The sequence below is a fragment of the Rhodococcus oxybenzonivorans genome (assembly GCF_003130705.1).
GTDB lineage: Bacteria > Actinomycetota > Actinomycetes > Mycobacteriales > Mycobacteriaceae > Rhodococcus_F > Rhodococcus_F oxybenzonivorans.
Window position 1 is genome coordinate 4,230,804 of record NZ_CP021354.1, and the last position, 14,915, is coordinate 4,245,718.

At 65.7% G+C, this 14,915-nt stretch carries 12 protein-coding genes; 3 read left to right on the forward strand and 9 right to left on the reverse strand.

The window, feature by feature from the left end; genetic code table 11:
- Window positions 1-78: 78 nt before the first annotated feature.
- The 5 genes from glmM to ddaH form a co-directional block, all read right to left on the reverse strand.
- Window positions 79-1,413: a phosphoglucosamine mutase gene (glmM, locus tag CBI38_RS19985; RefSeq protein WP_109331533.1), complete on the reverse strand. Its 1,335-nt coding sequence runs from the start codon at window positions 1,411-1,413 to the stop codon at window positions 79-81.
- 136 nt (window positions 1,414-1,549) lie between these two features.
- Window positions 1,550-2,086, reverse strand: a complete 537-nt coding sequence (rpsI, locus tag CBI38_RS19990) for a 30S ribosomal protein S9 (RefSeq protein WP_109331534.1) — start codon at window positions 2,084-2,086, stop codon at window positions 1,550-1,552.
- Window positions 2,083-2,526, reverse strand: coding sequence for a 50S ribosomal protein L13 (rplM, locus tag CBI38_RS19995; RefSeq protein ID WP_109331545.1), 444 nt, complete (start codon window positions 2,524-2,526; stop codon window positions 2,083-2,085). The genes rpsI and rplM overlap by 4 nt, the downstream gene beginning before the upstream one ends.
- A gap of 168 nt (window positions 2,527-2,694) precedes the next feature.
- On the reverse strand, window positions 2,695-3,921 hold the full coding sequence (gene rocD, locus CBI38_RS20000; RefSeq protein WP_109331546.1) for an ornithine--oxo-acid transaminase: 1,227 nt from the start codon (window positions 3,919-3,921) through the stop codon (window positions 2,695-2,697).
- 13 nt (window positions 3,922-3,934) lie between these two features.
- The gene (gene ddaH, locus CBI38_RS20005; protein ID WP_109335223.1) at window positions 3,935-4,738 is read right to left on the reverse strand and encodes a dimethylargininase; all 804 of its coding nucleotides are present in this window, start codon (window positions 4,736-4,738) and stop codon (window positions 3,935-3,937) included.
- 179 nt (window positions 4,739-4,917) lie between these two features.
- Here ddaH and CBI38_RS20010 point away from each other — a divergent pair, with 179 nt between their 5' ends.
- On the forward strand, window positions 4,918-5,370 hold the full coding sequence (locus CBI38_RS20010; RefSeq protein WP_109331547.1) for an Lrp/AsnC family transcriptional regulator: 453 nt from the start codon (window positions 4,918-4,920) through the stop codon (window positions 5,368-5,370).
- An 86-nt stretch (window positions 5,371-5,456) separates the two neighbouring features.
- On the opposite strand, the gene CBI38_RS20015 is transcribed toward CBI38_RS20010, so the two are convergent.
- The 4 genes from CBI38_RS20015 to eccCa form a co-directional block, all read right to left on the reverse strand.
- Window positions 5,457-5,741 carry a WXG100 family type VII secretion target gene (locus CBI38_RS20015; RefSeq protein ID WP_109331548.1) on the reverse strand — a complete coding sequence of 95 codons (285 nt, stop codon included), beginning with the start codon at window positions 5,739-5,741 and terminating at the stop codon, window positions 5,457-5,459.
- 48 nt (window positions 5,742-5,789) lie between these two features.
- Window positions 5,790-6,107, reverse strand: coding sequence for a WXG100 family type VII secretion target (locus tag CBI38_RS20020; protein ID WP_109331549.1), 318 nt, complete (start codon window positions 6,105-6,107; stop codon window positions 5,790-5,792).
- A 134-nt stretch (window positions 6,108-6,241) separates the two neighbouring features.
- Entirely contained in the window at window positions 6,242-7,642 is a 1,401-nt protein-coding gene (locus tag CBI38_RS20025) for a type VII secretion-associated protein (protein ID WP_230989894.1), read from the reverse strand.
- Between the two features lie 62 nt (window positions 7,643-7,704).
- Window positions 7,705-11,706 carry a type VII secretion protein EccCa gene (eccCa, locus tag CBI38_RS20030; protein ID WP_109335224.1) on the reverse strand — a complete coding sequence of 1,334 codons (4,002 nt, stop codon included), beginning with the start codon at window positions 11,704-11,706 and terminating at the stop codon, window positions 7,705-7,707.
- Between the two features lie 278 nt (window positions 11,707-11,984).
- Here eccCa and eccD point away from each other — a divergent pair, with 278 nt between their 5' ends.
- Window positions 11,985-13,457, forward strand: a complete 1,473-nt coding sequence (eccD, locus tag CBI38_RS20035) for a type VII secretion integral membrane protein EccD (protein ID WP_109335225.1) — start codon at window positions 11,985-11,987, stop codon at window positions 13,455-13,457.
- Entirely contained in the window at window positions 13,454-14,851 is a 1,398-nt protein-coding gene (mycP, locus tag CBI38_RS20040; RefSeq protein WP_109331551.1) for a type VII secretion-associated serine protease mycosin, read from the forward strand. The genes eccD and mycP overlap by 4 nt, the downstream gene beginning before the upstream one ends.
- Window positions 14,852-14,915 lie beyond the last annotated feature (64 nt).

Consider the following 14,915-nt stretch of genomic DNA (forward strand, 5'->3'; position numbering starts at 1 on the left):
CCCTCTCTTCACGACCTACTGCTTTAGACGCGCCGGCACGCCGATCGGTTCCCCACACCGACCGATACGCTGCGCCACTCAGACCGAGGCGACCGTACCTGCCAGGTTGTCGGCGAGGCGTTGAGCCAAGTCGAGGTCCGCTGCCTCCACCATCACGCGCACGAGCTGTTCGGTTCCGGAAGGTCGCAGCAGTACACGACCCTGATCACCCAACGTCCGCTCTGCCGCCGCCACGGCATCCAGAACGACGGGAGATGCGGCCACGGCACGCTTGTCGACGACTCGCACATTGACCAGCACCTGCGGAAGGGTCGTCATCGCCGATGCCAGTTCCGCGATCGGCCGCCCCGTCTGTGCCATTCGGCCCATCAGTCGCAGGCCGGTCAGAATCCCGTCACCGGTGGTACCGAACGCCGGCAATACGACATGCCCCGACTGCTCACCGCCGAGAGTGAAACCGCCCGCCCGGAGTCCTTCGAGCACGTAGCGGTCACCGACCGCGGTGGTGATCAGCGCAATACCCGCCTCGCGCATTGCGATGTGTAACCCCAGATTGCTCATCACAGTCGCGACCAGCGTGTTGTCGACCAACTCGCCGCTGTCGCGCATGCCGAGGGCCAGGACGGTCATGATGGCGTCACCGTCCACCAGGGAGCCACCGGCGTCGACCGCGAGGCAGCGGTCCGCGTCCCCGTCGTGCGCGAGGCCGAGGTCTGCGCCATGCTCCACCACGGCCTTCTGCAGGCTCTCGAGGTGCGTGGAGCCGCAATTGTCGTTGATGTTGAGCCCATCCGGCTGGGCGTTGATCGCGATGACGTTCGCGCCGGCGGCGCGGTAGGCGGTCGGCGCCACAGCCGAGGCGGCGCCGTGCGCGCAGTCGACCACGACGGTGAGGCCGTCGAGGCGGTGAGACAGGGCCGTGGCCAGGTGTTGCAGATACCGATCGGCGGCGTCCGACACCACTCGCACGCGCCCGATGCCGGCTCCGGTGGGCGCTCGCTTGGTCGTCGTGCCGACGGCGACCGATTCGATACGGTCCTCGACTTCGTCGTCGAGCTTGTGCCCACCCGCGGCGAAGATCTTGATTCCGTTGTCGGGCATAGGGTTGTGCGAGGCGGAGATCATCACACCGAGTGCAGCGTCGAGCTCTGCCGTGAGGTACGCCACCGCAGGAGTGGGGAGAACGCCGACGTTCAAGACGTCGACACCCGCCGACGTCAATCCGGCGACAACGGCTGCTTCGAGCATCTCGCCGCTGGCTCGCGGGTCACGGCCGACCACAGCGGTGGCCCGTCCCGAACCCGGTGATGCCAGCACCGTGGCAGCGGCGGAAGCGATCTGCAACGCCAATTCGGCGGTCAGCTCCGTATTCGCCAGCCCGCGAACCCCATCCGTCCCGAACAACCGCCCCATAGACCAGACCCCTTGTACCTCGGAAACCACTACATCTCGGATAAAGCGCGAGAGCAGGCGTCCGGTAACGATGGACGCCTGCTCTCGGGAAGAACAGGTGCCGAAGCCGTCCCCGGAGGGCGGCTTCGGCGACACATCAGCGCTTGGAGTACTGAGATGCCTTACGGGCCTTCTTCAGGCCGTACTTCTTGCGCTCGACGGCGCGGGCGTCACGGGTGAGGAAGCCGGCACTCTTGAGCGCCGGACGGTCCTCGGGGGTGACCTCGATGAGCGCGCGGGCAATGGCGAGACGCAGTGCGCCAGCCTGTCCGGACGGTCCGCCACCGTGGAGCAGGGCGACGATATCGAACGACTCGGCACGCTCGACCGTAACGAGCGGAGCCTTGATCAGCTGCTGGTGCACCTTGTTCGGGAAGTAATCCTCGATGGTGCGGCCGTTGAGCTTGAACTGGCCGGAGCCCGGGGTCAGACGGACGCGGACAACCGCTTCCTTACGACGACCGACGGTCTGGATGGGCCGATCGATCACGATCGGGGCCTGCGGAGCAGCAGCGGCCTCGATGTCCTCGGCAACCTCGGGCTCTTCGACGGACACGTACTCGTCCGCCGCGACCTCGACAGCCTCGGTGATCTCTTCGGGATTGGACACGTTCTGCTCCTCCGGCGCCGTCACTGGGCCACCTGCTTGATCTCGAATGGCACCGGCTGCTGCGCGGCGTGGGGGTGGTTGGGGCCCGCGTAGACCTTTAGCTTGCTGCTGATGGCGCGACCCAACTTGTTCTTGGGGAGCATGCCGACGATGGCCTTCTCCACGAGGCGGTCGGGGTTCTTGTCGAGAACCTCGCCGACGGAGCGGGACTTGAGACCACCGGGATGTCCGGAGTGGTGGTACAGGAACTTGCCGTCACGCTTGTTGCCGCTGATGGCAACCTTCTCGGCGTTGATGATGACGACGAAGTCGCCGCCGTCAACGTGCGGTGCAAAAGTGGGCTTGTGCTTGCCGCGCAGCAAGTTGGCTGCTTGGACGGCAAGGCGGCCGAGCACCACGTCAGTGGCGTCGATGACGTGCCACGTGCGGGTCACATCTCCGGCCTTCGGGGTGTACGTAGACACAGAACTTCCTCGTCTTGTTCAATCCGCTGCTGGCCATTGCGTATCGTCGAGCGATTCCCGGCGGCCAGTTGAGACCCGAGAACCGCCAGCCACTGTGGCATGAAGACACAGCGACGCACGGCACGCCAACGGAGAACGATACCGGTCGCGGCGCCTCCGGGTCAAAATTCACTCGGCGAGCGCGTCAGCCAGCTGTTCGACCGCCCAGGTCAGCTCGTCACGTTCGACCACCAGCGGCGGGGCGATACGAATCGTTCCCTCGTGCGCATCTTTCGCGAGCACACGGCGCGCGAGAAGGCGTTCACACACTGCCCTCGCGGAGGGCATCCCCTCGGCCAGTTGCACTCCGGCCCACAGCCCACGCCCCCGTACTTCTGCAACATGGCGGACGGGCAGCTCGCGCAGCATGCCGTGCAGGTAGGCACCCAACCGGCGGCTGCGCTCCTGATACTCCCCGGTCTCGAGCAGCGCCACCACGGCACTGCCCACAGCGCACGCGAGGGGGTTGCCACCGAAAGTGCTTCCGTGTTGCCCGGGCCCGATTACGCGCATCACCGGCCAATCGGCGACGACCGCCGAGACGGGGACGAGGCCACCGCCCAGCGCCTTGCCGAGAACGTAGATGTCGGGTGTCACATTCTCGTGATCACAGGCAAAGGTCTCCCCCGTCCGGCCGAGTCCGCTCTGGATCTCGTCCGCGATCATGAGGACGCCGCGACGCGTGCACACCTCGCGCACCGCCGCGAGGTAGCCCACCGGGGGCACGAGGACGCCTGCCTCCCCCTGGATCGGTTCGAGCAGCACCGCTACGGTGTCGTCGGTTATCGCCGACTCGAACGCGTCGGCATTCCCGTATTCGACGGAGACGAAACCTGCGGGATACGGCCCGAACCCGGTGTACGCGTCCGGGTCGGAGGAGAATCCCACGATCGAAATGGTGCGGCCGTGAAAGTTGCCGGAGCAGGTGACCACCTCGGCTCGCCCCGGCGGCACCCCCTTCACGTCGTACCCCCACTTGCGGGCAAGCTTGAGCGCCGTCTCGACCGCCTCTGCGCCGGTATTCATCGGCAGCACGGCTTCTTTGCGACACAATCGGCTCAGGTCTTCGCAGTACTGCGCGAAACGGTCGTGCTGGAACGCGCGACTGGTCAAGGTGAGTCGGCCCAGTTGTTCGCGAGCGACGCGCACGAGAGCAGGATGTGCGTGGCCGAAGTTGAGGGCCGAGTACCCCGCGAGGACATCGAGATAGTCGACGCCGTCGACGTCCTTGACCCAGCAACCTGCGCCCGACTCGATCACGACGGGCAAGGGTGAGTAATTGTGCGCGCTGTGGTCCTCCGCCCGGTCCAGCTGCTCACGCGTGGCACCGGATACCGACACGACACTGTCCGACATTGGTCCTCACCCCTCAGCTTCCCATCTCGCAGAACTGGCGATACCCGCGCAGTTCCATTGTGCTGCATTTGATTCCGCCGCCAGATTTCAAAAATTCCGAATAGTCCACCGGTACCGGGTCGTAGCCGCGGTCCACCAGCTGATCCGACAGCCGCGTCGCCTGCTCGGGCAAGACGACATGAAGTCCGTCGCTCACCAGGTTGAGGCCGAGCCACTGCGTATCGCTCTCGTCGGCGATCACCGCGTCCGGAAACATCCGGCGCAACAGGAGGAGGCTCTCGGGAGAGAAGGCGGCGGGAAGGTAGGCGATGGTCGCATCGTCGAGTACTCCGAGAGCGGTGTTGAGGTGGTAGTAGCGCGAATCCACCAGAGTCAGCGGAACCACGGGACGCCCGAGATGCGCGGCAGCCTCCGCATGGGATCGAGGGTCGGACCGGAAGCCGGTACCCCCGAGGATCACGTCACCGACCACGAGGAAGTCGCCCTCGCCCTCGTTCACGAAACGCGGTGATCTGGGTGTGAGCAGTCCGTTTTCGCGGAACCATCGCAGAACGTGGCCCGCTTCCGCTCGCCTCTGAGCACATCGGTAGCGGGCGCCGAGAGCGACACCGTCGACCACCACGCCACTGTCGGTGACGAACACCATGTCCGGGAGCCCCTCGACGGCATCGATGACCACGACCTCGTGACCCAGCGCTCGATACGTGTCCACCAGGGTGTGCCACTGCGCGAGTGCCCGGGGGCGATCGACCTGCTCGCCCGGACTCATCCAGTCGTTGATCGCGTAGACGACATCGAAGTAGGTGGGCGGACACATCAGGTAGGTGCGGGGGTAACCGCGCCGGTCGGCACTCGCCACAGGCCGGGTCGCGTCCCCCACTGCACTTCCCGGGCCTATATCCACAGTCGGTGGCACGTTCCCCCCGTTCTCCGATGGTGCTGAGAGAAAGTATCCGCCCACCCTCAGCGACAATCAATGCGCTAGCGTTGCTCTATATGGACGATTCGTTGCGCCTGGATACCTTGGACCGACTGATCGTTGCGCAACTGGAGCGCAACGCGAGGTCGAGTTTTGCCACCATCGGCGCCGAGGTGGGCTTGTCCGCTCCGGCGGTGAAACGGCGCGTCGACCGACTGGTCGACTCAGGGGTCATTACCGGTTTTCACGCGTCACTCGACCCGCAGGCACTCGGACACGGTGTGGAGGTCTTCGTCGAGCTGTACTGCGACGGACGTACCTCCGCCGTCGAGATCGCGCGCATCGTCTCTCGACACGCCGAAGTGCAGGAGGCGTACACCATCACGGGTGACGCCAACGCACTGCTGCGCGTCCGGACGACCGACACCGCTCACCTCGAGAGGACGCTCGAAAATCTCCGGTCGGAACCAGCGGTACTCCAGACGAAGAGCAGCGTGGTGTTGAGCAGATTGATTCCACCGGCCGGCTGACGTCACCGCGATATTTCGCCGCACCTCTGACGACAGTGCCCCAGCATCCGTCGCTTGCTGGGGCACTGTCGCATATCACAGGATTGTCAGAGCCAGGCAGCAGCATTCCTGTCCTCGGCGCTCTGCATGTCGACAGCGCCGTCCTGGACGACCTTGGCGATCGTCTGGAGGACCTGGAGCAGGTCGTTGTGTGCGCCGTCCCACTTGGCCTGCACCGCCTGGTAGTTCTGCTGGGCACCGCTCTCCCACTGCGCGACCAGACCCTGCACGTAGCCCTGGAGCTCGTCGTGGGTTTCGCGCAGCTTGCCCTCGTTCGACCTGATGTCGCTCGCCAGGGCCTGCAGCTCGGCGAATCCGTACTTCAATGACATTCCGTGCTCCTTGTTGTTGTGTAACCGGTGTCGAACTCGGAACGCATGTCAGAGATCGAGCGATCCCGAAGCTCCGGCAGAATGGATGGCATCCTGGTTGGCCTGCTCTGCGGCGTCGTACCCCTTGCCGTTCTCGCGAATCTTCACGGCAATTTCGGCGAGCGAATCCTGCATCCGACGGGACGCATCGTTGTAGCGGAGCATCAGTGCCTGGAACGCATCCTGCGCGCCACCCGCCCAAGCCGAGGACGATTCTTCGCAACGCCCCTTGAGGCCGGCGATAGTGGCTTGCAGCTGCCCATTCACCGTCTCCACGTGGTTAGCCGCGGCCTCCATCTGGCCGACATCGGTAACAACTCCCGCCATGGGAACTCCTTCTGATCGTCTGGTGCGGCGGCCCCCACTGGACTGCCCGATCCACCCCTACACATGATTGGACGCATCAACCGTCCAATCGGTTCCACCACTGTGGAAGTTTTCGGCTCTGCCGCCCGTCGGGTTCACTCATCGACTTCCAGTGACCGCACGACGTGCTCACACTCGGCTTCGATTTCGGCCCATTCCGCCGACAGGAACTGGCATCCCACGCTGACCTGGAGGTCACGTTCGACGACGACGTGCCACCTCACCGCGGAGTTCTCGTCCGGGAATTCGCTGTACGTGATCCCCGGTCTACCACCGAACACGACGTCCTTCTCCAGTTCGGCGAACAGCTCGGGTCTGCCGCGCTGCGCGATTTTCGCCGCAAGCGTGACAGCGACCTCGTCGTACCCGGCACCGCCCTGGAGGTTGTTCTGCGTCACGATGATTCGTCTGTCCGCGCCACCGTCGGGCACCAGTTCGATCCGGAACGGTGTCGCCGACTGTGGTCGCTCCCGCCATCGGTCGGGCGCCGTGAGTCGAACTCCCCCGACCGACACTTCCCGTCCCGTGCCCGCCGCCGTCGAAGGAATCGTGGACCGCGATGGTGCAGCGGACGACGACGCCGGAGCCGAAGGCGACTGTGATTCTGCAACAACACCCTCGACGGTCGACGTCGAGACGGAATGGAGGGTTGATTGGATGAAGGCAACTCCGGCTCCGGTCACCACCGCCAGGGCCGCTGCGACCGCGACTAACGTCGGCCACGACCTCCTCGTCCGTTCCTGTTGCTCCCTCTGCAGAGCCGGTTGGAGCCAATTCCTCTGAGGTATCGCGACGATCGATTGCTCGTGTACCCCATCGCTGCGCGGCATTGCGAGTGCGCGAACGATGTCCATACCCGACACGCTCTCGACGGGTACCTCACGGCCGAAGGCAGCCACGACCGCACGCCGTACAGGTGCCAGATCATGCCGGGTGTCGAGGTGGTCCGTCAGCAGAATGCCGTCGAGCTCCCGGCCTCCGCAGACGCGCCCGGCCAGCTCCGTGATTGCCTCCGCCTGCCCATCGAGATCGTCGACGACGAGCGAGGATTCGTGCTCGACTTCCACGACGCGGTAGTCACCGGATGTTGCCGCCACGTAAGTGGAAGTGGTGCCCGTCGCCCGGCATTCGACTACCGCCCAGGTGCTGTCGCGCTCGGCCACGCCGGCTATTTCGGCTACGGCAACCGCCACGGGGACAAGCACGGTGTCGGCGGCGATTGCCGAGCCGGCGTCGGCCAGAACCTGCTGTCGTGCCGTGCCCCACTCGGTCGGGTAGGTCAGCACCGCACCGACGGACGGTCCGCCCGCCACGGTCTCGACCGCGGCTCGGAGGACGGCGGCGAGCACGTCCGGGACCGGAGCGATACCACCGTCCACATCGATGTACTCGTCGTCGATAGAGCACAGCGGTGACGACTCGGTGGAAGAAGTCTCGCGCACCGAAGTGATCAGCGAACCGTCGGTTGCGACACGGACCGAGGGCAGCCCCTCCACCGCCCTGTCCTGACAACACGACCACATGCCGGATTCAGTGAGGTGAATCGCGACCGCGGACCTCACTGCGGTGGCATCCATGCGAGCTGGATCAGTCCGCTGCCGCCGCGCGTCACCAACGTGCCCCGCCCGGGGGGCATGGCACTTGCCCGTACGGTTCCGATGAGGTTGCCTTCGTCTCGGCTTCCACTCATCACCAGGCCGGCGGATGCCAGATCACGCATGCGTGCAATGACCGGTTCGTACAGCGCCCGCGCCGCGCCACCGGAACGGCGCGCGATGACGAGGTGGAATCCGATGTCCTTCGCATGGGGCAGGTACTCGACGATCGCGGCCACCGGATTGCCGCTCGAGGTCACGACGAGGTCGTAATCGTCGATGACAACGAAGATGTCCGGCCCCGTCCACCAAGAACGCTCTCGAATTTGTTGCTGGCTGATCTGCGGGTGCGGCATCCGCGATTCGAGCGCAACCGCGAGGTCATTCATGTTCCTGGTCAGCACGCCCGACGACGGCGCATAGGCGGCGAGGTGCTCCGATTCCACCACCCCCAGCATGGTGCGCCGATAGTCACCGAGGATGATCTTCGCCTGCCTAGGGGTGTTGGACGCCATGATGCCCTCGCAGATGTTGCGCAGCAGCGTCGTCTTGCCGCATTCACTGTCCCCGAATACCAGGAAGTGTGGTTGCTCGGCGAAGTTGAGAAATGTGGGCGCCAGTTCGGCCTCGTCGAGTCCGATCGGAATCTGGAGGCACTTCTCGGTCGGGTCCAGATAGGAGGGCCACGAACCGGCGGCGTCGAGAACCGCCTCGCGAGTGATCTGTCCCGGCAACATGCGTACGGCAGGAGCATGGCGGCCATGGGTGGTGGCAGCGATCGAGGACACGGCATGAGCGACACCGGACGCAAGGTCGGCGGGGTCAGAGTTCCCGTCGATCCGGGGGAGGCCGACCAGCAGATGCAGACTGTCGCGCGTCATGCCTCGACCCGGCCTGCCTTCCGGCACGAGCGCAGCGGTCTTACGACCGAGGTCGGAGTCCGCGGGATCACCCAACCGGAGTTCGATGCGAGTGCCGAGCTGGTCCTTGAGGGCCGGCCGCACTTCGCCCCACCGAGACGCCGTGATGACGACGTGGACGCCGTACGACAGGCCCTGTGCCGCAAGGTTGGTGATCTGTTGTTCCAGGGTTTCGAAGTCCTGCCGGATGCTACCGAAGCCGTCGACGACGAGGAACACGTCGCCGAAAGGATCTTCGGCGACCCCGGCAGCAGGGGCGCCGCTGGACGGATCGGCAGCGCGTAGTCGCCGGAATTCGGCCATGGATTCGACACCGAGGTCGCGGAATCGGGCTTCACGCTGTCGCACGATCGTGTTCATCTCGGCGACGGTGCGGCGAACCCGGTCGACGTCGAGACGGTTGGCAACCGAACCGACATGCGGCAGGCCCGACAGTCCGGCAAGCGTGCCACCGCCGAAGTCGAGGCAATAGAACTGCACCTGCTCGGCCGAATGAGTGGCGGCGAGCGACATGATCACCGTTCGGATCGCAGTCGATTTCCCCGACTGCGGGCCACCGACCACCGCCATGTTTCCGGTGGAACCGGACAGGTCCACCACAAGCAGGTCCCGCCGCTGATCGTAGGGCCTGTCGATGATCCCGATCGGTGCGCGCAGCGCACTGAGCGCCGGGACTGGTTCGGTGAGTATCGACCTCGGCAGCAGCGCGTCGAGAGTCGGTGCCGCATCGAGCGGGGGAAGCCACACCTCGTGCGCTCTCGAACCGCGGTTCCGGATGCGTTCGACGACGACGTCGATGGTGGTCCGAGTTTCCGCATGTTCCTCGTTGATGTCGAGGGAGAACGGTTCTTCCGGTATGTCGACGACGTCGACGGCGACGGGGGCGGCGGTGAATATTTTCGGGCGCAGCTCGACGGGCGCCTCGCCCGGCCGTCGGACGCTGTCGACGTGACCGCCCTCGTAGGTTCCCGACACGTAAGAGGCCTGGAAGCGCACGATTTCGGCCGAGTCACACTTGAGGTAACCGGCGCCGGGAGTGGCGGGCAGATGATAGGCGTCCGGGACACCGAGCACTGTGCGCGATTCGTTGGCGGAGAATGTCTTGAGCCCGATCCGGTACGAGAGGTGGCTGTCGAGACCGCGAAGCTTCCCTTCCTCGAGTCGCTGGCTCGCCAGGAGCAGGTGGATGTGCAGCGATCGACCGAGTCGTCCTATGGCCACGAAGAGATCAGCGAATTCGGGCTGCTGACTGAGCAATTCCGAGAATTCGTCGACCACGATGAAGAGCGCCGGCAGCGGGTCGAGGTCTGCGCCTGCCTGACGCGCCTTTTCGTAGTCGGTGACGTTGGCGAAGTTCCCGGCCGAGCGTAGCAATTCCTGCCGGCGATTCATCTCCCCGGCGAGCGCGTCGCGCATTCTGTCGACCATGGCCAGTTCTTCGGCAAGGTTGGTGATCACCGCGGCGACGTGGGGAGCCTTCTCGAGGCCGAGGAAGGTGGCGCCACCTTTGAAATCGACCAGTACGAGGTTGAGTGCGTCGGGCGAATGAGTAGCGATGAGACCCAGCACCAGCGTTCGGAGGAACTCGGACTTTCCCGATCCGGTAGCTCCGATGCACAGCCCATGAGGCCCCATGCCGTTTTCCGCGGACTCTTTGAGGTCGATCTCGACCGGATTCCCGTCGACTCCCACGCCGATAGGGACGCGTAAGCGGGCGCGACCCTGACGGGGCAGCCACGCGTGATCGGGGTTGAGCCGGCCGACGTCGCCGACACCGAGCATTTGGCTCCACGTCTGTGCGGGTTGATCGTCGTCTCCCGTGTCGACCGATGCGTGCGACGTCGTGCGGTACGGCGCGAGGCGACGCGCAAGAGTTTCCGCCTGATGCGCGCTGACGAGGTCGGCCGTCGCGAACATCTCGACACCGGTACCGCTGCGGGCCCCGAGCGACCCGTCCTGTGCCACCAGCTGGAGACCGCGGGTGGCCGTCAACCGCGGGCAGAATCCGGCGATGTCGAGGACGGTCACCGAATCCACTCCCCCGTCGGTGATCATGCCCGACTCGCCTTCGAGGATTCCGCCGTCGATGACGAGGACGAACTGGGGCACGCCCGGAGCAGCCGGAGCATTGCGGGAGAAGCGATTCCGCATGGCCAGCTGCGGGCCGAGCGCGGACTCGAGTTCGAGAATCGATCCGTAGATCATCCGGGAAGAACCCACGCCGTCGGAGGAATCCGGGTGCTGGGCGTGCGGCAGCCACTTCGCCCAGTCCCACTCGTGTTGGGTATCGGGACCGCACACGACCGCAACGAGCAGGTTGTCGGGACCGTGGAAGGCGCACAATTGCATGAGCATCGACCGGACCAGGGAACGGGCCGCCCCACGCTCACCCTCGACGGAGATGGCGGCGAACCCCCGCAACGAGACTGCGGTGGGCAACTCCTGGACCACCGAGTGCGCGCGGACGAATCGGCGAAGAGACACGGCGGCAACGGGTTCGAGATCTTCCACCGGGCCCGTTTCGGGCGCGATGAGACGAGTGGCGAGCCGCTGACTGCCCCGCCCCACGCGCACATGACAATAGTCCGGGTCGGTGACACGGCGCTCCCACATGCGGGCCGTTCCCGCGATGGTCCAGAGCAGGCCGGGTTCGGGATGGCTCCAGTCGAGCGCCTTGCGCTGTTGCTCGCCGGTCTCGGCGACATCACGCCGCAATTGATCGAGGTAGCGCAGGTAGTCCTTGCGGTCTTCGTTCGCTTCCGCTGCCTTGGGACCGCTGCGACCGCCACCCGCCAGCATGCCGAGCATCGAGACCATCATCATGAGGGGGAACAGCATCGACATGGGGTTGCGAGCCATACCCGACGTGAACATCAACGCCATCATGCCGACCATCGCGACGACCATCACGAGGGGGAGAAGCTTCGTGAGCAGATTTCCCGGGACCAATCTCGGAATTTCCGGCGGAGCCTGCAGACTCACCTCGCCGCCCGGAATACGCGGAACTTCTCGCCGCGCTTTACGCACGAAGCGAATAGTGCTCACTGCCCGTCCCCCCATGACGCCAACCGACCGAACCGTGCATCAGATCCGATCCGGAACTTCCGGTTGCCCCCCTGGGCTCGGCCCGCGAAGTCAGAGATTAACCCATTCCGAGGGATCCGGCATACAGGAGGCATTTTCGCCGGATGCCCACTGGAGGCTGCGGCCCGGCTCACGTAGTGTTCCCGTGATCGAATCGGACGACGGCCTCCGAGTGGTCGTCGATCAGTGCCGTAACGACGCAGGGTGGGGTGTGCGTCGCAAAGTGGGGGGAAATCGTATTGTCCATCGCCCATGACGAGTCGCGCGCGTCCGCGCCGTCCACGCGTCCGAGTGCCGCAGCAGACCTGTGCCGGATCACCGTGCTCTCGACCCATTCACAGGTCGACATGGCGGTGCCGTTCGGTGTTCCGATCGCCATCCTCGTTCCGGGGATCGTCGACACGATCCGCAGCCATCGCAGCACCAATGACTTCGACGATTCACTCGAGCAGTACGAACCGAGCGAGTGGGTTCTCGCGAAGATCGGTCAGTCCCCGCTCTCGACCACGCTGACGTTGCACGAGCACGGTATTCGCGACGGCGACCTCCTGGTCCTGCAGAGTGTGCAGGACAGTGCCCCGCCGCCCCTGTTCGACGACATCATGTACAACGTCGCCATCGCCGATGCCGATGCGGACCGGGAATGGACGCGCGGCTCCGCACGGGTCGTCGGTTCGGCCGCCGCCGGGCTCGGAACGGTGATCGGCTCGTTCGCGCTGCTGTGGTCCGAATCCGGGACGGACGGGTTCGTCGGTGCAGGTTGCGCACTGACATCGGCCCTCCTCTTCCTCGTCGCCGGTGCGGTCACCGGCCGCATCTACGGTGACGCAGCCAGTTCCGTCGTTATCAGTGGGTGCGCCGTTCCGCCGGCCTTCGCCGCCGGGATGCTCTTCGTCCCCGGCGACTTGGCCGCTGCCCACCTGCTCCTCGGGCTCGCACTGTCGGGCACCACCGCGGTCCTCGCGCTGCGACTCGGTGGTGTGGGGCTGAGAGTCTTCACGGCTCTGGCGGTAGCCTCCCTGTTCGGCACCCTCGCCGCGTTGGTATCGGCGACGACCGACACCGCAGCGCCCGCGGTGGCCGCCGGTGTCGTCGCCGCCGCATTGACAGGGCTCGCCTCATCGGCTCGCGTGGCGATACTGCTGGCGAAGCTGCCACTGCCGCCTGTTCCCGCACCGGGTACCTCGGTCGATCCTTCCGAGGACGATCCGGACGACGAGACCACAATGCCATCGTTCGATTCCCTTGCCCAACGTGCCACACGTGCGCGCAGGTATCTCACCGGACTCGTCACCGCGATGACCATCCTCGCGGTCAGCGGCGCACTCCTGGCCGCCCAGCCCACCCTGCACGGCGAGATCTACTGGCCCGGTTTGTGTCTGGCCGTTGCGACCGCGACCGTCCTGATGTTCCGGGGACGCACCTACAGCAGCGCCGAGCAGGCCGTTCCGCTGATCGGCGGCGGCGTGACGATCCTCGTACTGCTGCTCACCGCAGCTGCGGTCGCCGTCCCCGACTACGCGATAGTTCTGTTCGCCGTGGCAATGCTATTCGCAGCGGGCGGGTTGGTCCTCGGCATCATCGCCCCGCGGCAGACGTTCTCGCCCGTCATGCGACGCGTCGCCGAATTGATCGACCTCGCCCTGATCACGTCGATCATCCCGCTGGTGTGCTGGGTGACCGGCCTCTACTCGCTGATGCGCGAGCTGTGATGCGGCGGCTGGGTCGCCTGGTTCTGGCCACCGCGGTGGTGGCCCTCATCGCAGCACTGGGTGAAGGCAACGCCCTGGCAGTGGTACCCGCACCCATCGACGTGGGACTGGTTCCGCCGAAGGACAGCACCAAAGTGGAGAAGCGAAGACCGTGCAAAGATGCCGTACGGGTGCCCGATGGTCCGGAAGTCCCGGTGGCTCAGCGGGACCTGGATTTCCGTTCGGTGTGGCCGATCAGTCGGGGCGCCGGGCAGCTCGTCGCGGTCATCGACACCGGGGTGGCGCGGCATCCGCGCCTTCCCGGACTCGTCGATGGTGGTGACCTGGTCGGGACCGAGACCGGGACAACCGACTGTGACGCTCACGGAACGCTCGTCGCGGGCCTCATCGCCGCACGACAGGTTCCCGGGTCCGGTTTCTCCGGCGGCGCTCCGGACTCCCGCATCCTCGCAATCCGGCAATCGAGCAGTGCCTACAGTCCCGCAGGGCAGACCGATCAGGTCGACAACGCAGGCAACTCGGTCGGTGGATACGGCAACGTCGCGACCATGGCCGCCGCTGTCCGGCGCGCCGCCGACATGGGTGCCGGCGTCATCAACATCTCCGAAGTCGCCTGCAAGACTGCGGCAGAAGGAATCGGTGGCGGCGACCGCTATCTCGGCGCAGCCGTCAAATATGCGGCGACGGTGAAGGACGTCGTGGTGGTTGCTGCCGCGGGCAACTTTGGATCCGCGGAATGCAAGATTCAGAATCCGGCGGCCGACCCGCTCCGACCCGGAGCCGACCTGTGGGATTCGGTGAGCACCATCGCCAGCCCGGCGTGGTACGACGACTACGTCCTGACCGTCGGGTCGGTCGAGCCCGACGGCCGGGTGAGTGACTTCAGCCTCGCGGGCCCCTGGGTCGACGTCGCGGCCCCGGGATCGGGCCTTACCTCACTGCATCCGACGACGGGCGATCTGACGAATACCGTGTACAGCGCTCAGGGAAGCGCGGAACCCGTCAACGGCACCAGTTTCGCGGCCCCCTATGTCTCGGCCACCGCCGCCCTGGTTCGCTCCAGGTTTCCTCAATTATCGGCCCAGCAGGTCATCGCGCGTATCGAGGCCACGGCGCATGCGCCCGCGGAAGGGTGGAATCCGTTTGTCGGGCACGGCGTCATCGACCCGCTCGCAGCCGTATCTGCGAATGTTCCGACGGGCGGCGCAGCAACCGACGGCGCCGCACGCTCGGTCCCCCTGGAGGCCCTTCCTGCAGTTACTCAGCCCGATCACCGCCCGCGCGATGTCGCGTTGGTAGCGGTCGGCTCGCTCGCTGCACTGCTCACCCTCGGAGTGCTGGCGTCATTCCCACTCAGGCGGAAATTGCAGTCCGCGACGCAGCACCGAAGCTGACTCGTTCTCCGAGTCAACCCGGGCCGACGCGAATGTGCGTCGGCCCGAGTTGGCAGTTCGGTGT

Coding starts and splice junctions, on each gene's coding strand:
- CBI38_RS20020 (WP_109331549.1), bottom strand. CDS start 6,107: ATGGCGGGAGTTGTTACCGATGTCGGCCAGATGGAGGCCGCGGCTAAC.
- glmM (WP_109331533.1), bottom strand. CDS start 1,413: ATGGGGCGGTTGTTCGGGACGGATGGGGTTCGCGGGCTGGCGAATACG.
- rocD (WP_109331546.1), bottom strand. CDS start 3,921: ATGTCGGACAGTGTCGTGTCGGTATCCGGTGCCACGCGTGAGCAGCTG.
- CBI38_RS20010 (WP_109331547.1), top strand. CDS start 4,918: ATGGACGATTCGTTGCGCCTGGATACCTTGGACCGACTGATCGTTGCG.
- ddaH (WP_109335223.1), bottom strand. CDS start 4,738: ATGTGTCCGCCCACCTACTTCGATGTCGTCTACGCGATCAACGACTGG.
- CBI38_RS20015 (WP_109331548.1), bottom strand. CDS start 5,741: ATGTCATTGAAGTACGGATTCGCCGAGCTGCAGGCCCTGGCGAGCGAC.